This is a genomic window from Paenibacillus monticola (assembly GCF_009664975.1).
In the GTDB taxonomy this organism is placed as follows: domain Bacteria; phylum Bacillota; class Bacilli; order Paenibacillales; family Paenibacillaceae; genus Paenibacillus_AQ; species Paenibacillus_AQ monticola.
In genome coordinates, this window is the sequence record NZ_WJXB01000001.1 from 875567 (window position 1) to 894648 (window position 19082).

The following is a 19082-nucleotide window of genomic DNA, read 5'->3' on the forward strand; positions in this document are numbered from 1 at the left end:
CAATGAATTCATTAATTTCGGTCATGCTTGTGGATGATGAACCGCTTGCACTCGATAATGTTTACCAGATGGTTCCATGGACAGAGAACGGATTTCAAGTAGTCGCAAAGGCAACCAGTGGACGAATAGCGCTGCAGATGTTCGAAGAATTACAGCCGCAGATAGTCATCACCGACATTTCTATGTCGCCTATGGATGGGCTGGAGCTGGGCCGGCTTGTGGTCAAGCTTGCCCCCAAAACCCGGCTGATCTTTCTGACTGCTTACCGGGATTTCGATTATGCCCGTCAGGCGCTGGAAATGCGTGCGGCTCATTATCTGCTTAAGCACGAAATCAGCCGCAACCGTCTGCTCGAACAGCTGAATCTGCTTAAAGAAGGCTTGGCAGCAGAAGCAGCCGAGGAAGAAGGACATGGACACGCGCTCCATATTTTGCTTAAAGATATGCTGGAGGGCAAGTATCAGGCCCTTCCGGGAAATCAGGAATCCCGGCTGCGTCGTCTCGTTGCAGAACATCAGCAGGGTCAGCCTGCACTGCTGTATTTTGAGCTGGATGCTGCAATTTTGCTGGACGGTAGCCGCAGGAACAAACGCTGGCCGGTATCCTCCGTGTGGAAGAACATCGAAGAAGAAATCCGCCTCCAGTCAAAGGATATGGAGGATATTCATATTTTGGAGATGGATGAAGGCGGCTACATCGTGCTGCTGAAGCTGTCCTCTTCAAGCAGTCTATTGCTCCAGCATTATAACTTGCGGCAGATCGCGGCCCAAGTGATAGAAGGTCTGGATACGTATTGTGAGGGTGTCCTTCCCCGGATAATTATTTCTGCAGGCGGTGGCGCAGAATTGCCGGACCGTAGATATGTGGCTATCAGACAGGCGTATGATTATTCAATATTTCTGCCGCCTGGTGCATTATTTCTGCTGGAACAGGCTCCTTCTACTGGAGGCGCTTCCGTTATTGCCAATGAAGTCAGACAGTATTTATTGTCCCCCGAGAAGAGTAAACTGGACAGGCTAAAAGTCAGCTTGGAGAAAGTTACCACCCAGGCCCGTCTGGGAGATTTGCGCGCAGTCATTGGTGAGGTCAGCGTCGAATGTCGCAAGGACGGAAGTTTCTGCACCGATCTAGAGCTTGGCCAGGACGCACGGCAGATTGTAAGCAGTCTATACCGAATTCTGGAAGACCGTTTGCAGCGGCAGCAGCCCAGGAATAATTATTCCCGCTGGGTGAATAGAGCAATGGATTATGTTGCGGGCAATTATGCCGATCCCGACCTGTCTCTGGAGACTGTCGCAGGGCATCTGCAGATCAGCAGCATTCATTTGCGCACCACCTTCAAGCGGGAGACGGGTCAGTCCCTGCTGGACTACACGACGGAATACAGGATCGCGCTGGCTAAGCAACTCCTGCAGACCGGTGAATTCAAGATATACGAGGTATCGGAGAAGGTAGGATACAAAACTAGCCAATATTTCAGCCAGGTATTCAAAAAAACCACCGGCATGCAACCCAAGGACTTCCTGCAGCAGAAGGGAGGCGAATAGCTATGCACAAAATAAAAAACAAAATTCTTGGCAGCGTCATCCTTATTGTCACTCTATCTGTCACGGCCATCAGTGCACTGGCGTATGAGCAGTTCTCTTCCATTCTGGAAACCCAAGCGCTGCGTGAAGACACTATTCATTTGGAGCAGACCACGAATCAGATGAACCACCTGATTGATGATGTGCAGAAATATGCGGCCAATATGGTCAACGATGAGCTGCTTCAGCAGTTTGCAGAACGGCTGCAATATCCCTCGACCTATGACGAGCTCAGCGCTTACCGGGATGTGGTTACCCAACTAACCAAATTCAATGTGCTGCGTGACTATCTTGAAAGCTCGGCCATTGTCCGCTCAGATGGCAAGGTTTTCTGGTCTTCGCTGTATCTCGATCCATACTTTGAGCAGTTGCTTCAGGAGGAATGGTACCAGAATGCGCTGAACAGCAACAGCAAAAGCGGGTTTACAGCCCCCCACACCATTCTGGATGGCGGCAGCAAAAAGGTCGTGAGCTTCTTTATCCGTTTCGATTCCCAGTATGGCGGTGTACTGCTGCTGAACATCGATTATGCAGCGTTCGAGAGCCTGTTTCAGTATTTGGGCCAGTCCTTTGACCAGGTGGCCTGGATCGGGGAGGACCATTCATTACTATATCAGCAGGGCATCGCGGCAGATCCTCCAGCAGCGCAAATGCTGACGATAAGCGGACCGGACATTCAGGTGATCAAGCGTGACAAAGGCTATTATCTGACTAGTGCCTTGGATAAATCACAGTGGTCCATCTTCACTTTTACCTCCAATGACCGGTTCTACGAGTGGGTTGGCTATATTGTGCGCTACTGGGCCATCTTCCTCGCATTATGCCTCATGCTCTGCTTCCTGTTGTTTCTTCCGATTATCTCCAGCATTATCCGCCCGATTCTGCAGATGACCAAAGCGATGAAACAGGTATCCATGGGCAATTATAACGTTCATCTGTCTTTCCGCAGTAACGACGAGCTCTCCGTGTTGAAGAACGGCTTTGAAATGATGCTTGGCGATATTGAGCGGCAGATGAGCGAAAAGGTAGAGCAGGAACGCTGGAAACGCAAAATGTCTGCGGAGCTGCTGTTTGCACAGATCAATCCCCATTTTATCTACAATACACTGAACACCGTTGTTTATCTGGCCCGAAAAAAGAATTATACAGCCATCGAAGAAATGATTGAATCCTTTATCAGCATTCTGCATGATGCTGTCAATATCGGCGATGCCGGTCTGTATGTCACGGTGGAGCAGGAGATGAATATTATTGATCACTTCGTACGCATTCAGAAATACAGATATGCGGACAGGTTCGAGCTGGTCTGGAATGTGGAAGAGAAGGCTTTGGGCGACTATATTCCAAAAAGCCTGATTCAACCGCTGGTGGAAAACTCCATTTTTCATGGATTTTCAGAGAAGGAGTCTGTCGGACGCATTGAAATTATAATCCGAAAGCGTAGCGGACGGCTGTTAATTTCAGTGAGGGATGACGGCTGCGGTATGAGCCAGGCCAAGGCCCTAGCTATTATGAACGGAGCTCTGCCGCCGGCACGCCTTCCTTCGGGTGCCATGAAACAGATTGGCCTGTGGAATATCCGGGAAAGAATCGAGTATTTGTACGGTCAGGAAGGCCGCCTGGTCATCCGCTCAAGCGAGCAGGGAGGCACGAAGGTATCCGTTCTCCTGCCATCACGGCAGCATTCCCCTGAGTGAAAGCACTATCATAATTTATACAAAACTATCGGATCGTCTCGTTGTCCAGCGATGCCATCAAGCTTATAGTACTACTATACAGACGGACGGAAGAGTATTACAGAAACCGCCGACTGTCACTACAGATGCAAGGGGGACATTGATTTGCGCAATCTATTTAGTAAAAAAGCATCGGTTATCGTGCTTGTTCTGACATTATGCTTCACCTTGGTGCTTGCCGGATGCGGTAACGGAAACAATAGCGGCAACGGCGCTTCCGAGGGGGCAAATAGTGCAAACAGCACAAGCGATCCTGCAAACGCTTCCGGTAAATTGACGGTATGGGGCTGGGACAAAGCCTGGTTCGAGGGTACCGCAGCGAAGTTTAACGAGAAGTTCCCGAACATCAAGCTGGAGTTCGTTGAAGTATCGGCGGGGGATTATTTGAAAAAAATTCAGACCTCCATCGCCTCCGGCACCGAGTTGCCTGATATTATCTGGGGGGAAGCGGCTTTCCGCGGCGCTCTATATGAGCTGAACGTACTGCAAAGCTTGTCGGAAGAACCGTACAATTTTGATACGTCCAATCTGCTCGATTTCGAGCTTCCGCTGCTGACGAACAGCAAGGGCGAACTTGTCGGTCTGGAACAATCCGGCTCACCTGGCGCACTGGCCTATAAACGTGACCTGGCTAAACAGTACTTTGGAACAGATGATCCCGATAAATTAACAGCAATGTTCACCGATTGGGATACCTTTATTGCTAAAGGCAAAGAAGTATACGACAAAAGTGGCGGTAAAACGTTCATGCTGGGAAGTCTGATGGATGCCTACGTCATCTTCTCCAACCAGGGTACAACCGCGATTGTTGACGGAACCAAAGTGAACACCGGTGAGGTGCTGCGGATATTTACTCAACTGCAGTCCATCCGCGACAATAACGGTGAGGGCAAACTGGCGATGTGGTCGCCAACCTGGAATGCCTCGTACTCGCAAGACAATGTCATCTTCTATCCGGCGGCGAACTGGTCGCCAGAATTCGTAATTAAGCCCAACGACAAAGCCAGCACTGGCCGCTGGGGCCTGATGGTGCCTCCGGAAGGCGGATATCCATATGGCGGTACGACAATCGGCATTTGGAAAGACAGCAAAAACAAGGATGCAGCCTGGGCGTATCTCAACTGGCTGTTAGGCACTGACGAAGGCGCTGAAGCTAACTTTGCCACCTCCGACTACATTTTGCCGCTGAAATCCTTCTTTAAGGATACCTCCAAGTTATCTTCTGGGGCGGATGAATATTTTGGCGGACAGGACCTCGGAAAGTTCTGGGTAGAGAAGGTATTCCCAAACATGAAGTCCAAAGCGGTTACCAAATACGACCAGGATATTTACAGCTCTTCTGAGCTGGTGCTGCAGGTCATGGCGCAAGACAATAGCTTTGACGCCAAGCAGGCGCTGGAGAAATGGGAAGAACAGCTGAAGAAAAATCACCCTGAACTGACTTTCGAATAAAAAAATACTATATAAAAAGCGGCGGCCCGCTCGAAAGAACAGGCTGCCGTTTTAACGGATAGGAAGTGAAAGATCATGCAGAAAGCGAAAGGAATCAGTACTAAAAATAAATGGCCGTATCTGTTCATCACCCCTTATTTCTTATCCTACGCAGTACTGAGTTTGTTCCCGATCCTCTTCACCCTTTACATCAGCCTTACGGACTGGGATTTGTACGGCAATCGAAATTTCATCGGACTCGGCAATTACACACAGTTGTTTTTCCATGACGCATTCTTCTGGAAATCCCTGCTCAATGTCATCATCTTTATGGCGGTATACCTTCCGGCTCTTGTTCTTATGGGCATGCTGATCGCTAGTCTCATCGAGAGCAAACTGATTCGCCGAAAAACCTTTTTCCGCCTCAGCGTATTCAGTGCCTATATGACGACTCCGGTCGCGGTCGGAATAATCTTCTCACTGCTGTTCGACTGGCAAGGCGGGTTCTTCAACAATCTGCTGATGGAACTGGGCATTATTCATGAAAAGATCAATTGGCTGGGCACCGCCACTTCCTCCCGCTGGGTAGTTATTCTGATGGTGTTCTGGAAGAATCTCGGCTACTTCGTGATGTTCTATACCGCAGGGATGGCCAGCATTGACACCTCGATCTACGAGGCTGCGGTGATCGACGGCGCTTCGTCCAAAAATGTGTTCCTGCGCATCACCATTCCACTGCTGAAGCCGATCAATCTGTTCTTAATTATCACCTCCATCATTAGCGGCCTGCAGCTTGTGGAAGAACCGATGCTGTTGTTCAGCGGCTGGGCTTCCGGCTCCAGTATGGTAGGTGGACCGGACGGCTCTACCTTTACGCCGATCTGGTATATGTTCGATGCTTCCTTCAACGGCAGTGCGTTCAAATATGGCAAAGGGGCGGCAATTGCTTATGGAACCTTCCTGTTCATCGCCTTGTTCTCGGTCTTTGGCATGAAATGGATCAACAGGGACGGTGACGATAAATGAGAGCGAAAAAATTCTTTACCGTTCTGCTGCTCAGCCTGATAGCCATCGCCTTCCTATTCCCTTTCTATATGATGATTGTGATGGGAACCTATTATTCCGAAGACCTGTTCAAGCAGCTTCCGATTCTGCCAAGCAACTATTTGCTGGAGAACCTGAAGACGATTATGTCGGCCAGCTTCCTCCGCAATTATTGGAACAGCTTCTATGTGGCCGTATTATTCACCCTGGTAACGGTTGGCGTTGCTTCGATTACCGGCTTCGCTTTTGCCAAATATGATTTCAAGGGAAAGACTGCCCTCTATGGCTTCATTCTACTGACGATGATGATCCCCGGACATCTGGGCCTGATCGCCTATGTCATGGAAATGAAGTGGTTCCACCTCAATAACACGCACGCTCCACTGATTCTGGCCGGACTGAACAATGCCTTTGGCGTCTTCTTCATGACCCAGTTCATCCGCTCATCGGTTCCGACAGAGGTCATCGAAAGCGCGCGGATTGACGGCTGCTCGGAGCCGGGGATTCTCATCAGGATCGTCATTCCATTCCTGATGCCGGCCATCAGCACGCTGGGGCTGATCTCCTTCCTCGGCTCCTGGAACGGTTACCTGTTGCCGCTCGTAACGATCAACAAGCCGGAGCTATACACGCTTCCGCTAGGGATTGCGAATCTGTCCACAGTCTTCCGCACGGACTATTCAGCAAGTATTCTTGGTCTTACCCTCGGCACGTTGCCGCTGATTATCCTTTTCCTGTTCGGCTCCAAAACATTGGTTAGAGGACTCACAGGCGGAGCTGTCAAAGGCTAATTTTCACGAACGCTGCAGTCATAATTGATTGCTACAGCTCAGTCTGTAGCTTTCACATAAAAACAAGAGCAGAACCCTGAAGAGGTTCTGCTCTTGTTTTTATTAAAGACAGATAGGATTGTTACGGTTATGTATATCTTCGTGTTGTATTTTACCATTGATCCTTATAATCGATGATGCAGCTATTTGAGTTATTTGTGTTTCTCTTTTCACTGTACGTGCACTTCTAGGCATTTACCCACATATAATAAAGAGACCATGAACCCGTAGTTCTCATTGCAGATCGGTTTCATTGTACAAGTGCGGGAGGTGTCGCCAAGTTGCCAGGAATCATAAGCACGATTGCGCTGCTGATCAAAGAACTGACGTTGCTGGTATCGTACGTAAGAAACAACGCATTTCCACAACCGCTTTCGGAGCAGGAGGAAAGCAAATACTTAGGCATGATGGCTGAAGGTGATGCTAAAGCACGGAATTTGCTGATTGAACATAACTTGAGACTCGTTGCTCATATCGTCAAAAAATTCGATAATACTGGTGAAGATATGGAGGACCTAATCTCCATAGGCACCATCGGGCTGATCAAGGCGATTGAGAGCTATCGTCCGAATAAAGGCACGAAGTTAGCTACATTTGCAGCCCGTTGTATAGAAAATGAAATCCTGATGCATCTTCGTTCGCTGAAAAAGACCCGCAAGGACGTATCCCTGCATGATCCGATAGGGACTGACAAGGAAGGTAATGAAATTACACTGATAGATATCCTAGGCTCCGAAGCCGACGATGTGATTAAAGAAGTTGATCTCAAGATTGAGAAGAGCAAGATCTATCGCAATCTGGATATTCTGGATGATCGGGAGAAGGAAGTCGTGGTTGGACGGTTTGGGCTGGATACCGGAGGGGAAGAGCGGACGCAGCGGGAGATTGCTAAGGAGCTTGGCATCAGCCGGAGCTATGTGTCACGGATTGAGAAGCGGGCGCTGATGAAGCTGTATCATGAGTTTTATAAGGCAAAGCGGTGAAAGTTTAAGCTGCAAAATAGTACCGAAAAACAGGGTATAGGAAGCGACTCGTCTGCGGATGAGTCGCTTTTGTTCATAAAGTTATTATCAAAGGAGCATTGATATGACATATAAAGATGTTTATGATCTCCATAATCAACTGCTACATACTTATGAAAAGCATGGAAAAAATCACAAGCCATATCAGAGACAAATAACTTATTATAAAGATATATGAGTACCTCAAGATAAGAACCCCGTATTTCGAATCATAATAAAGGGAAAAAAGGGTTCTTATCCTATAATTAATATCTGGTGCGCAAGGTGAAAAACATGGCGATTCTTATCTTGTCTTGCTTAATAGTTTGTGGCAAATGATCACCAATAGTGAAATCGTTTTCAAAATAGTGCGGTAAAGGGCTGTCCCTCAAGGTATTCAACCTTGTGAGACAGCCCCTCGCAAAGATACAAGCCGCTGATTCTATAAAGTAAGAATTTCTACTCCCAGAGATGGCAATATCATCTTCTGCTCCGATCTCTTGCTCGTCAACAAGCTGCGATAGGGAGCGTCAAGCGTAACCTCTCGTTGCTCATTCGTCAAATTGATCAGGAACAGGAAGCTTTCCTCACCCTTCGTTCGAATCGACAGCTCGACACCTTCCGGCAGCTGGAGCTTGGGTGCTAAGTCCTTTTCCTTCACTATTCCTTCGAACAGCTGATAGAAATACGATGGCTCCGGCCAAGTGCCGATATAATACACTTCACCGTCACCAAGCTTATTGACGGTAACTGCCGGCACACCCTCGTAAAAGTCGTTGTCATACCAGGCAATCGGTTCTGCTCCCCGCAGTTCCAGCAGATCGCTCCATTGCTTCGCAGCGAATGTCTGGCCCTCCGCGTTTCGAATCCGATGCTCGCTGTTGCCGATTGCATCATACTCACTAACGACAACCCCCGCCGCTTCCGCCAGCAGCCCCGGCAGAGGCAGCATCTCACATACATTCCTCATGTTCTTCACGCCTGTCCGATTGGTGAGGACGACCGTGCCGCCCCTGGCTGCGAATCGCTCCAGCCGCTGTGCTGCTGCTTCATTTAACAGAAAGAGGGAAGGGACAATGACCAGCTTGTAGCCATCGAGCGCCTCGGTCCAGTTGATAACGTCCGTACCGACACCCATTTTCAGAAATGCATTGTGCATAGAGGACAAGTTGTCTATATAGTGCATTCCCCCCTCTGCTTGCGGCTGAAGGGAAAGCGCCGTGTGTTGATCATGTGAGTGCAAAATCGCAACCTGGTTAACGATTGTCGAGCCGGCCAGCAGTTCTCCTAGTCGGTTCACCTCGCGAGTAAGCTCCGCGAACTCCCTGAACCTGCGTCCAGGAACATTGCTGTGGTCGATAAGTCCAAGCCAGAACTGTTCGGCTCCGACGGCAGCACTCCGCCAGCGGAAATGGACGACCATGTCGGCACCGCGGGCGATTGTCTGCCAGGAACGGGCCCGGATCAGTCCGGGATAAGGGGTGCGCTGGATAGGCATCCAGGCGCCCTGCGCTCCGCTCAGCTGCTCCATTACCCAGAAATTGCGACGCTTGATGCCTCGAACCAAGTCCAGCGTCAACGCTCCGTTCCTCGGGAACCGGTCGCCATAATCGCGATACAGCTCATTCGGATAATAATCGACAGAGACGAAGTCCAGCTCTTTGTAGAGATCATAATAGTCCAGGCTATTCGGGTATTGCCACATGTTATGCGTCACGAATTGGCCCGGACAGTTGCTGCGCAGAATATCAAGCTGCCATCCCAGCAGATAGCCTACGCTGTCCGAGCAGAACCGCTTGTACTCCAGAAGATAGGAAGGATTCATCGGCTTACTGGAACCGAGCGGTGTCGTTACCTCGGCCCAGCTGCTGTACTCCCCGCTCCAGACAACCGTGCCCCACTCCCGGTTCAACTCTTCCAGACTGGAATAACGCTTCTTCAGCCAAGTGACAAATGCACGATTGCACGTATCGCAATGGCATTCCTGGTAGTGCATCTCGTTATCGATTTGCCAGCCAATGACGGAGGGATGCTTCGCATAGCGCTGTGACATCGCTTCCACAAATTTGGATCCCAGCATTCTTAAGGAATAGCTGTTGTTGCAACGATGTCCACGCACACCCGGCCGGATGATTTGACGTTGCTCATCCATTGGCAGCATATCCGGATAACGGGTTGTCATCCAGTTCGGCGGGGTATTGCTAGGTGTACATAACACGATCGCCATATCGCGTGTGGCGAATACTTCTATAGCCGCATCCAACCATTCAAACCGATAATCACCCTCGGTCGGTTCCATTCTGCTCCAGGCGAACTCCGCCATTCGCACAACAGCAACACCTGTCTCTTGCATAAGCGCTGCATCCTTCTCCCATTGCTCGGGAGTCCATTGCTCTGGATAATAATCAATTCCAATCTTAATCGTCATCCTTAAGCTCCTTTGTTCATCAATATATTGCGATTATATGCTATATTAATTGGAGTGAATATCTTAAATATTTAATGCGACATAATAATATTAAGATAACAGGAGTTGATCGCATGTCTCATCCAAATCACGCTTTTCCGGTACTATCCGCCCGAGACAAGCTGCTCCCATTTTATTTGCTAGGGATTGGTCTGCATCATGAACAGGAGCATATATACCGAGACCCGGGCATTCAGGATTATCAGTGGATTCAATGCCGCAGTGGCGAGGGCAAACTCAAGCTAAGTGGAACGGAGCATATCGTCAAGCAAGGCATGGGTATGCTGCTGTTCCCCGGCCAGCAGCACGAATACTATGCTTTATCGGGGAGCTGGAAAGTCGACTGGATCATTTTCGATGGCAGCGGGTCAGCAGGCTTGTTTGAAACAGTCGGCATTGTAGACACATGCGTATTCACGCTCGCATCGCCCGAATACCTTCTACCCGGGATGAAGGAACTGCTGAAGGCTGCCCTTACGCCGCAAGGGCAAACGTTAAGCAATTACGCTTGCTCCGCCATCCTCTATACCTTATTGACGGAGATTATTCAGCGCATCTCTGTTGAGGGCAGCGATACTGTCGGGCAGCAGTATGAGCGGTTAAAGCCGGTCCTAGACTATATTGACCAGCATTATGCCGAAGAGATTACTTTGCAGACGCTCGCCGGATTGATGTGCGTCACACCGGAATACTTCTGCCATTTGTTCAAGAAGATGACAGGCATTCGTCCCATCAGCTATGTCAATCAGGTAAGGGTCAACAAGAGCAAGGAACTGCTGCTCGACAATGTGCAGCGCGGGATGCAGGATATTGCTCATCAAGTCGGCTTCGAATCTGCCAGCTATTATGGAGCAATCTTCAAGAAGCTGGAACGGCTCACACCCGGTGCCTTCCGCCGCAGTTACCAGAAATCTTAATATATGTACTGTCCAAGTGCGTTCGGGGAGAAGCAGATTGAACTCTTTTACTGGTTTGAATAGTTCTCAATGTATACTTAATCCCAAAATCGTATGCTTCGCTGACAGTTCAGAGATAAAGTTTGATTTTTTTAAGTACCTGGAGCTACCGCCCTAATAAGGGCACGAAGCTTGCGAATTTTGCTGCCCGTTGTATCGAAAATGAAATCCTCATGCACCTTAGATCTTTGAAGAAGACCCGCAAGGACGTATTCCTGCATGATCCTATTGGGACCGACAAGGAAGGTAATGAAATTACACTTATAGATATTCTTGGCTCTGAAGCCGACGATGTGATCAAAGAAGTCGAAGCTGGAATTCCCCGAAGCTACAATACAGTTTTGACATTCTTGGTTTTAGTAGATAGAGTTCTTTTGCGGTTTTCTTTGAATCCAACTAGAGGGATTTGGATTCAAAGCCCCTGTTTGATTAAACGCCAGATACGCTCAAACCTGTCCTGGTAGTCCGGGAAATTCCATGAATCTTTAAAAGAGGGGAGACTAAACACTGCAAACGCGGAGAGAATCGCCTCTGCCCTTGCGAAGCGGGGATCGTGATAATCCATGATGCCGTCAATAATTTGGTAGGAATCCCAGAGAACGTCACGTAATACGAGTGGATTGCTGTCCACGTATTGCGTATTCAAGGCAAACATCTTGGGATTCTCGTTATAGGCGCGTTTTTTGGCATTAGCAAATGCCCAGAGCCAATCGTGGAGTAATTCCTTTGGATTAGCCGAGTTAGTCATTTCTATTTGGATTTGTTCTGAAATCATCCGGTTGAACCAGCTCTTAGAGACGGCTGCCCAGAGCTCTTGCTTATTTTTAAAGTGTTTATAGAGCGCTGCGTGGGTGATACCTAATTCATCTGCAATTTGGGAGAGCGTCACTTCGGATTTTTCCGTACGCTCCATTAATGCCTCGGCTGTTTCAATAATGAGCTCTTGTGTGATTTTAGCCATCTTGTTGCCAACCCTTTCTTCTTCAATAAATTCCTTAATCATCGTTTATACACCTGCCTGTATTTTAGCATATACAATAGTGAGTAACAATTGTTTACTTTTGTAACCTAGGGTATTATGATTGTTGTGTAAGTTACAAAAACCGATAAATGTTACTTATTATTCAGTGCAAAGGAGGCCATTAATTATGAAAGCAGCACAGATCACCAAATATTCAAAAAAGTTCAAAGTAGATGTCAACGATATTCCAATCCCGGAAATAAATGATAACGAAGTCTTGGTCAAGGTGAAGGCAGCAGCGGTTAATCATTTGGAATTGCTTATCGCTACCGGAAGTGTGAAGCTGATCCAGGATTATGAGTTTCCGCTGGTACTCGGTAACGAGCTGACGGGTGTTATTGAGAAGGTCGGTAAGAACGTCCATGAATTTAAAGTTGGTGATGCCATTTATTCACGCCTGCCACTACACAAAATCGGTGCTTTTGCTGAGTACGCGGCGATTAGTGCAGATGCTATCGGGCACTTACCTGCTAATCTGGATTTTGTGACTGGTGCTGCTGCGTCATTAACAGGATTGACTGCCTATCAAGGGTTACATGAACAATTAGCTGCTAAAGCTGGCGAAAGCGTGTTTATTCCTGGAGGTTCGGGTTCATTTGGCCAAATGGCCATTCCTATCGCCAAAAGCATGGGGCTTAAGGTCATTGTTAGCGGAAATCCGCAAGCACGTGAACGGACGATAGCGGCTGGTGCTGACCAATATATTGATTACACGACAGAGAACTACTGGGAACAACTTCGTGATTTAGATTATGTGATGGATACCTTGGGACCAAGCGAATTTGATCATGAACTTGCAATTATTAAAGCAGGCGGCGTCCTTCTTTCTCTACGTACTGGTCCTAACAAACGTTTTGCCGAAGATATAGGCTTATCAGGCTGGAAGCAAAAGCTCTTCACCATTGCCGGGGCTAAGTATGATTACAAAGCGAAGAAAAAGAGAATTCAATATCATTTTATTTTTGTGCGCAGTGATGGCGAACAGTTAAAAAAAATTACGAAGATCATTGAAGATAATGGGATTGTACCAGCGGTGGACCCGACAGAATTCCACATTGAAGATATTAACGAAGCACTGAATTTTGTTGCAACAGGTCATCCCAAAGGAAAAGTCATTATCCAATTTTAAAGGGAGCAGATGATGAAGAATGAAATTAGTAAATAGAACGATCTTGGTGACAGGCGGGACATCCGGGATTGGATTTGCTTTTGCCAAACGTTTTCTTGAGATGGGAAATACCGTGATCATTACGGGGCGTTCACAACAACGCATCGACCAGGCAGTAAAGAACAATCCGGGACTCATTGGAATGGCGGCAGATGTTAGTGATCCCTCAAGCGTTCAGCAGCTTGCCAAAGAACTCGCTATACACTATCCGAAACTGGATATTGTTTTTAATAATGCTGGTATAATGCACGAATTTGACTTATTTGATGAAAATATTACCTATGAGTACCTTGCAGCAGAAATCACCACAAACTTAAACGGCACCATCTATGTCACTAAGGCTTTGTTGCCACTGTTAGCCAAGCAACAGGAGGCAATGATTGTTAATGTCAGCTCACTGCTTGCTAATATTACAGTTGCTAACGCACCGACTTATTCTGCAACGAAGGCTGGAGTCCACATGTTCAGTGATGCATTACGCGAGCAAATCCGTGCCAAAGGAAAAAATATTCATGTGATGGAACTTTGCCCACCCGTTATTTCTGAAACCAATCTCACAGACACGTATGATGAAGGGTTCCTGAATAAGATGATCTCTTTGCCATTAGCGAAGCTTGTTAATGCTGGTATTAAAGGGATGGAAAAAAACAAACTACGAGTAAACGCAGGTTTTGCCAAAGTTATGCGCTTTTCAATGAAGTTCGCCCCGGATTTCATCACGCATACCTGGGGTCAAATAATTCTTAAAGAACAAAGTTAATAATTAATTCTTTACCGATCGTTCTAGTTTTGGTATACTAATGCAAGTTAGATCTAACAGTGTATTTTTTTTGATTTAATTAGAATGATCATTCTCAAATTATCTTAATTACAATACTTATAGAAAAAGGGAGAGAATAGCGATGAAGTACACAGTGATCACAGGAGCAAGCTCAGGTATAGGATATGAGGCTGCGTTGGCGTTTGCTGCCCGTGGCAAAAACTTAATTTTGGTAGCTAGAAGAACAGACAAATTAGAAGAGCTTAAATCAACCATTAAGGATATTGATCCTAATGTAAATGTTATTGTTCGTTCAAGTGACCTGTCTGTTACAGAACAGGCTTACACACTGTATAACACCCTGAAGGAATACCAAATTGAGACCTGGATTAACAATGCCGGGCTTGGTGAAGCTTCTTTTATAGCAGAACAGAATTTAGATAAAGTTGAAACTATGTTACGTGTTAACATCGAATCCTTGACGATCCTTTCTACACTATTTGTGCGAGATTATGCTGATGTAGAAGGAACTCAGTTAATTAACGTATCATCCGCACTCGGATATGCCATCGCTGTTGGGAGTGTTGCTTATTCTGCATCTAAATATTATGTTAGTGCCTTCACCGAAGGGCTCGCAAAAGAACTAGAGCTTAAAGGTGCGAAAATAAAGGCGAAAGTTTTAGCACCTGCAATAACCGAAACGGAATTTGTGAAGAAATCCATAGATGCTGAAGAATTTGATTTCAAAGCAAACATGCCTAAGTACCACACTGCCAAACAAATGGCGGGCTTCATGGTGGATCTTTATGATAGCAACGAAGTGGTAGGTATTGTGGACCAGAACTATGTTTTCAATCTGAGAGGTCAAATCTATCCAGTAATTTCAGAATTTTAAATTTAATTAATATATCCGTGTAGCTTCATTAGAGGAGGAGAGTATCAGAATGGGAACATTATGGAGTAAAACGAAAATTGGAAACCTGGAATTACCACATCGCTTAGCGATGTCACCAATGACACGCAGCAGAGCTGAGGAAGATGGTACACCGGGAGAACTCATTTCCCTTTATTATGCTCAAAGAGCAACTATGGGATTACTTATTAGTGAAGGAGCACAACCTTCAGATGATGGTCAAGGTTACTTAAGGACACCTGGGATCTATACGGAAAAGCATGTTGAAGGGTGGAAGAAGGTTACCGATGCCGTGCATGAAGCAGGCGGGTATATTTATATTCAATTAATGCATGCCGGTCGTGTGTCGCACCCTGACAATACACCTCATCATCGGCAGCCGGTTGCACCTTCTGCAATTGCACCAGGAGTAGAAACGTTTACGGCTACAGGCATGCAGGATATCCCCGTACCACGTGAGTTGAGTAAAGAAGAGATTCAAGTAACCATTGCAGATTATCGTAAAGCTGCGGCCGCTGCTATTGCTGCAGGTGCTGATGGCGTTGAAATTCATGGAGCAAATGGTTATCTAATCAACCAATTTATCGGTGGAAATTCCAATAAACGGACGGATGAATATGGTGGATCTATAGAAAATCGTGCTCGCTTCGCGATTGAAGTAGCCAAAGCCATCATTGACGAGATCGGGGCAGAGAGAACTGGCTTCCGCATTTCGCCAGGGACCCCTCTTGGTGGGATTCAAGATGGTGAACAAGGTCCTGATCTTTATCGTTATCTGACGCAAGAATTAGCAAATTTGAATTTAGCTTACCTTCATATTATGCACCTCGGAAACGATGAATTGCTTCAAGATATTCGTTCCTTATGGACGAATCCGTTGTTAGTCAATCGGGCTGGACGGGGACTGGAGAATATTGGTGTTGATATCGAGAGTGGTCTTGCTGATCTGGCACCTATTGGGGTATGGTCATTGGCTAACCCGGATTTTGTGGAACGACTTAAAGCAGGCGCTCCATTAAATGAAGCAGATCCTGCAACATTTTATGGTGGTGGAAGCAAAGGTTATACGGATTATCCTACGTTGAAAGAATTGGAATCGCAGAAGGGCTAAGTATAGTTTGTTTCGGAAAAATCAATGTTTCACAGACATTTATATTACAAATGGACAATAATGCTTAAAAATGGCGTACAAGAAAAATTGTACGCCATTAATTTATCTGCAAATCATCGGGTTATGGAAAAAAACACCTTGAAAGCCGAACTTAATATTGTCTTGATAGAAGTGGAATATGAATTGAAAACAATGGTTATAATCGGCACAGGACCAGGTCTGGGGTTCTCACTGGCCAAGATTTTTGGAAGACAAGGATTCCGTATCGCTATGGTTTCAAGAACACAGGAGAAGTTGGACCAATATGCTGAGCAGCTAAACAAGATGGGAATTGAAGCTCAGGGTTTTGCTGCTGATATAACAAACAAAATGCAGCTTACCAGTGCTTTTCAAGAAATTAAGAATACATTTGGTACAATAGATGTCATGGAATTTAGCCCACATAGTGGAAATGTTTCAACGACATCTGTTCTGGATACGACAGATGAGAGCGCACTTCAAATTTTCAACAATGTTGTAATTGGAGCGATTAATTCAGCAAGACAAGTCATTCCAGAAATGACTGAACGAGGTGAAGGGGCGCTGCTTTTTACAAGCGATCTTTCAGCAATGATTCCAAGCTCGATGTTTGGGAATTCAGGTATAGCCATGTCAGGGTTGCGAAACTATATCCTTAATTTACACGAGCGTTTGCTTCCTCTCGGGGTATTTGTTGGTCATTTATCCATTAGTCCTTTGATCAAGAAGGGTACAGGTTTTGATCCTGATCAAGTCGCGGAAGCTTGGTACAATCTATATGAGAAAAGGTCAGAGGCAGAGGATACTTTCCCCAAGGGAATCATGCAATTTATTTCCTGATCGTTGTATAATGAATTGCTTTAATCCCAATATCGTATGCTTCGCTGACAGTTTGGAGATAAAGTTTGATTTTTTTAAGTATCTAGAGTGACATCGTATCGTGTCCACAACCTCAAAAAATTCGATAACACTGGAGAAGATATGGAGGACCTAATCTCCATAGGCACCATCGGGCTGATCAAGGCGATTGAGAGCTATCGTCCGAATAAAGGCACGAAGTTAGCTACATTTGCAGCCCGTTGTATAGAAAATGAAATCCTGATGCATCTTCGTTCGCTGAAAAAGACCCGCAAGGACGTATCCCTGCATGATCCGATAGGGACTGACAAGGAAGGTAATGAAATTACACTGATAGATATCCTAGGCTCCGAAGCCGACGATGTGATTAAAGAAGTTGATCTCAAGATTGAGAAGAGCAAGATCTATCGCAATCTGGATATTCTGGATGATCGGGAGAAGGAAGTCGTGGTTGGACGGTTTGGGCTGGATACCGGAGGGGAAGAGCGGACGCAGCGGGAGATTGCTAAGGAACTGGGGATCTCGCGGAGTTATGTGTCGCGGATTGAGAAAAGGGCGCTGATGAAGTTGTATCATGAGTTTTATAAGGTGAAAAGATAACTGGGAATTTAGGATACTAACCTGTAGGGATGAGATATCAATGTCTCAATCCTACAGGCTATTTGTCTTCCCCGAGATTTGTTGTCATAAATTTGATAGCGAGCTATAGTGAGAATAAACTGTTCAAGCTTACTGGTTTATTGCAGTCAGACTTAAGCTAATATATAATGTGCTATGCTGTGGTATACTCGAGCTATAAGAAAAAATGAGGTGTTTGTATAAATGATGAATCTTACACAGGACCTTGCTAAATTGATTCGATTAACAGGTGATCGTGCGAAATTGGATGCTAAAGCAAATGGGACATATATAGTATATAAAACAGCTGAAGGGCAAATTGTTAAAGAATATAGCACGGGTGTGATTGAAAAAATGAACGAACAGGAACTTAACCATGAATGAGACAGCTGCAACCATGTTTGTATTTGCTGGTAATAATGGAAGCGGCAAGAGCACGATCCGCAACTTGATCGTTGACAGACTTGGAGTAAGTGTGAATATTGATCCGGATGCACTCGCCCGCAAAATTAATACTGGTCATCCTGAAAAGAGCAAAGTATCTGCTGGGAAAGAAGCCATAAGGATAGTCAGAGAATGTATCCGTAATAAGTGGGACTTCACTGTGGAAACTACTCTAGCGGGTGGTAACGTTATTCGACAGATGCGAGATGCAAAGGAACAAGGTTTCGAAATCATTATGTTTTATGTGGGGCTAGGGGATGTTCGGCTTAATATTGAACGTGTTGCTATGCGAGTTAAGAACGGTGGTCATCATATTGAAACCGAGGATATTATTAGACGCAATGTAACAAGTATGAATAATCTGTTGTCTCACTTAGAACTAATAGATCAATTGTTAGTTGTTGATAATAGTAAAGCAGATGGTGAGATTATTCTTGGAGCGGATAAAAGTGGGATGAAATATTATTCAAATGAATTGCCTGAATGGGCACGAATGATCGATCTAAAATTACAGATTGAATATAACAAGCGAAAATAAACCAATTCGAATCGGGTTCGATTTTAATTGGTTTATTTTTTTTTGACATCGTATCGTGTCCACAACCTCAAAAAATTCGACAATACGGGTGAAGATATGGAGGATTTAATCTCCATAGGGACGATCGGACTGATAAAAGCGATTGAAAGCTACCGCCCCAACAAAGGTACAAAGCTGGCTACTTTTGCTGCCCGTTGCATAGAAAATGAAATCCTCATGCATCTTCGTTCCCTTAAAAAAACCCGCAAGGACGTATCTCTACATGATCCTATTGGAACGGATAAAGAAGGAAATGAAATCACCTTTATAGATATCCTAGGCTCCGAAGCCGACGATGTGATTAAAGAAGTCGACCTCAAAATTGAGAAGAGTAAGATTTACCGCAACTGGATATTTTGGATGATCGGGAGAAGGAAGTCGTGGTTGGACGGTTTGGGCTGGATACCGGCGGGGAAGAGCGGACGCAGCGGGAGATTGCGAAGGATCTGGGGATCTCGCGGAGTTATGTGTCGCGGATCGAGAAGCGGGCGCTGATGAAGCTGTATCATGAGTTTTATAAGGCGAAGCGGTGAAGTTACCAAA

Annotated in this window: 17 protein-coding genes and 2 pseudogenes; 17 read left to right on the forward strand and 2 right to left on the reverse strand. The window is 46.0% G+C overall.

Features of this window, described 5'->3' with window-relative positions; translation table 11 throughout:
• Positions 1-2 precede the first annotated feature (2 nt).
• The 6 genes from GJB61_RS03725 to sigK (GJB61_RS03750) all read left to right on the forward strand — a co-directional run bounded on the left by GJB61_RS03725 (position 3) and on the right by sigK (GJB61_RS03750) (position 7610).
• Positions 3-1547, forward strand: a complete 1545-nt coding sequence (locus GJB61_RS03725; RefSeq protein WP_154117094.1) for a response regulator transcription factor — start codon at positions 3-5, stop codon at positions 1545-1547.
• A 2-nt stretch (positions 1548-1549) separates the two neighbouring features.
• Positions 1550-3283 (forward strand): cache domain-containing sensor histidine kinase, encoded by a 1734-nt coding sequence (locus GJB61_RS03730; RefSeq protein WP_154117095.1) that lies wholly within the window; start codon positions 1550-1552, stop codon positions 3281-3283.
• Positions 3284-3427: 144 nt separating this feature from the next.
• Positions 3428-4774 (forward strand): ABC transporter substrate-binding protein, encoded by a 1347-nt coding sequence (locus GJB61_RS03735; protein WP_154117096.1) that lies wholly within the window; start codon positions 3428-3430, stop codon positions 4772-4774.
• A 75-nt stretch (positions 4775-4849) separates the two neighbouring features.
• Entirely contained in the window at positions 4850-5779 is a 930-nt protein-coding gene (locus GJB61_RS03740) for a carbohydrate ABC transporter permease (RefSeq protein WP_154117097.1), read from the forward strand.
• Complete coding sequence (locus GJB61_RS03745) at positions 5776-6588, forward strand: carbohydrate ABC transporter permease (protein WP_154117098.1); 813 nt, start codon at positions 5776-5778, stop codon at positions 6586-6588. The genes GJB61_RS03740 and GJB61_RS03745 overlap by 4 nt, the downstream gene beginning before the upstream one ends.
• Before the next feature lie 320 nt (positions 6589-6908).
• Positions 6909-7610: an RNA polymerase sporulation sigma factor SigK gene (gene sigK, locus GJB61_RS03750; RefSeq protein WP_154117099.1), complete on the forward strand. Its 702-nt coding sequence runs from the start codon at positions 6909-6911 to the stop codon at positions 7608-7610.
• 460 nt (positions 7611-8070) lie between these two features.
• On the opposite strand, the gene GJB61_RS03755 is transcribed toward sigK (GJB61_RS03750), so the two are convergent.
• Entirely contained in the window at positions 8071-10056 is a 1986-nt protein-coding gene (locus GJB61_RS03755; protein WP_154117100.1) for a beta-galactosidase, read from the reverse strand.
• A 113-nt stretch (positions 10057-10169) separates the two neighbouring features.
• Here GJB61_RS03755 and GJB61_RS03760 point away from each other — a divergent pair, with 113 nt between their 5' ends.
• Positions 10170-11012, forward strand: coding sequence for an AraC family transcriptional regulator (locus GJB61_RS03760; protein ID WP_195724223.1), 843 nt, complete (start codon positions 10170-10172; stop codon positions 11010-11012).
• Between the two features lie 143 nt (positions 11013-11155).
• Positions 11156-11380 (forward strand): annotated as a pseudogene (locus GJB61_RS03765) (RNA polymerase subunit sigma-70); the annotation flags it as partial.
• Positions 11381-11463: 83 nt separating this feature from the next.
• Here GJB61_RS03765 and GJB61_RS03770 read toward each other — a convergent pair.
• Positions 11464-12054, reverse strand: coding sequence for a TetR/AcrR family transcriptional regulator (locus GJB61_RS03770; protein ID WP_229521431.1), 591 nt, complete (start codon positions 12052-12054; stop codon positions 11464-11466).
• A 145-nt stretch (positions 12055-12199) separates the two neighbouring features.
• Here GJB61_RS03770 and GJB61_RS03775 point away from each other — a divergent pair, with 145 nt between their 5' ends.
• The 9 genes and pseudogenes from GJB61_RS03775 to sigK (GJB61_RS03815) all read left to right on the forward strand — a co-directional run.
• A complete protein-coding gene (locus GJB61_RS03775) occupies positions 12200-13201 on the forward strand; it encodes an NADP-dependent oxidoreductase (RefSeq protein ID WP_154117102.1) in 1002 nt (333 codons plus the stop codon).
• A 19-nt stretch (positions 13202-13220) separates the two neighbouring features.
• Positions 13221-14000, forward strand: a complete 780-nt coding sequence (locus GJB61_RS03780) for an SDR family oxidoreductase (RefSeq protein WP_154117103.1) — start codon at positions 13221-13223, stop codon at positions 13998-14000.
• 142 nt (positions 14001-14142) lie between these two features.
• Positions 14143-14895: an SDR family NAD(P)-dependent oxidoreductase gene (locus GJB61_RS03785; RefSeq protein WP_154117104.1), complete on the forward strand. Its 753-nt coding sequence runs from the start codon at positions 14143-14145 to the stop codon at positions 14893-14895.
• A 49-nt stretch (positions 14896-14944) separates the two neighbouring features.
• The gene (locus GJB61_RS03790; protein WP_154117105.1) at positions 14945-16024 is read left to right on the forward strand and encodes an alkene reductase; all 1080 of its coding nucleotides are present in this window, start codon (positions 14945-14947) and stop codon (positions 16022-16024) included.
• Between the two features lie 24 nt (positions 16025-16048).
• Entirely contained in the window at positions 16049-16882 is an 834-nt protein-coding gene (locus tag GJB61_RS03795; RefSeq protein ID WP_229521432.1) for an SDR family NAD(P)-dependent oxidoreductase, read from the forward strand.
• An 87-nt stretch (positions 16883-16969) separates the two neighbouring features.
• Positions 16970-17500: an RNA polymerase sporulation sigma factor SigK gene (gene sigK, locus GJB61_RS03800; protein WP_338115658.1), complete on the forward strand. Its 531-nt coding sequence runs from the start codon at positions 16970-16972 to the stop codon at positions 17498-17500.
• Between the two features lie 222 nt (positions 17501-17722).
• A complete protein-coding gene (locus GJB61_RS03805) occupies positions 17723-17902 on the forward strand; it encodes a hypothetical protein (RefSeq protein ID WP_154117106.1) in 180 nt (59 codons plus the stop codon).
• Entirely contained in the window at positions 17895-18500 is a 606-nt protein-coding gene (locus tag GJB61_RS03810) for an ATPase (protein ID WP_154117107.1), read from the forward strand. The genes GJB61_RS03805 and GJB61_RS03810 overlap by 8 nt, the downstream gene beginning before the upstream one ends.
• A gap of 60 nt (positions 18501-18560) precedes the next feature.
• Positions 18561-19072, forward strand: a pseudogene (gene sigK / locus GJB61_RS03815) (RNA polymerase sporulation sigma factor SigK); the annotation flags it as partial.
• Positions 19073-19082: the final 10 nt, after the last annotated feature.

Bases quoted from the DNA above. Each gene is read 5' to 3' on its own strand.
- GJB61_RS03740 (WP_154117097.1), top strand. From the start codon at position 4,850: ATGCAGAAAGCGAAAGGAATCAGTACTAAAAATAAATGGCCGTATCTG.
- GJB61_RS03780 (WP_154117103.1), top strand. From the start codon at position 13,221: ATGAAATTAGTAAATAGAACGATCTTGGTGACAGGCGGGACATCCGGG.
- GJB61_RS03725 (WP_154117094.1), top strand. From the start codon at position 3: ATGAATTCATTAATTTCGGTCATGCTTGTGGATGATGAACCGCTTGCA.
- GJB61_RS03805 (WP_154117106.1), top strand. From the start codon at position 17,723: ATGATGAATCTTACACAGGACCTTGCTAAATTGATTCGATTAACAGGT.
- GJB61_RS03755 (WP_154117100.1), bottom strand. From the start codon at position 10,056: ATGACGATTAAGATTGGAATTGATTATTATCCAGAGCAATGGACTCCC.
- GJB61_RS03775 (WP_154117102.1), top strand. From the start codon at position 12,200: ATGAAAGCAGCACAGATCACCAAATATTCAAAAAAGTTCAAAGTAGAT.
- GJB61_RS03795 (WP_229521432.1), top strand. From the start codon at position 16,049: ATGTTTCACAGACATTTATATTACAAATGGACAATAATGCTTAAAAAT.
- GJB61_RS03770 (WP_229521431.1), bottom strand. From the start codon at position 12,054: ATGATTAAGGAATTTATTGAAGAAGAAAGGGTTGGCAACAAGATGGCT.
- GJB61_RS03790 (WP_154117105.1), top strand. From the start codon at position 14,945: ATGGGAACATTATGGAGTAAAACGAAAATTGGAAACCTGGAATTACCA.
- GJB61_RS03810 (WP_154117107.1), top strand. From the start codon at position 17,895: ATGAATGAGACAGCTGCAACCATGTTTGTATTTGCTGGTAATAATGGA.
- GJB61_RS03730 (WP_154117095.1), top strand. From the start codon at position 1,550: ATGCACAAAATAAAAAACAAAATTCTTGGCAGCGTCATCCTTATTGTC.
- GJB61_RS03785 (WP_154117104.1), top strand. From the start codon at position 14,143: ATGAAGTACACAGTGATCACAGGAGCAAGCTCAGGTATAGGATATGAG.
- GJB61_RS03745 (WP_154117098.1), top strand. From the start codon at position 5,776: ATGAGAGCGAAAAAATTCTTTACCGTTCTGCTGCTCAGCCTGATAGCC.
- GJB61_RS03760 (WP_195724223.1), top strand. From the start codon at position 10,170: ATGTCTCATCCAAATCACGCTTTTCCGGTACTATCCGCCCGAGACAAG.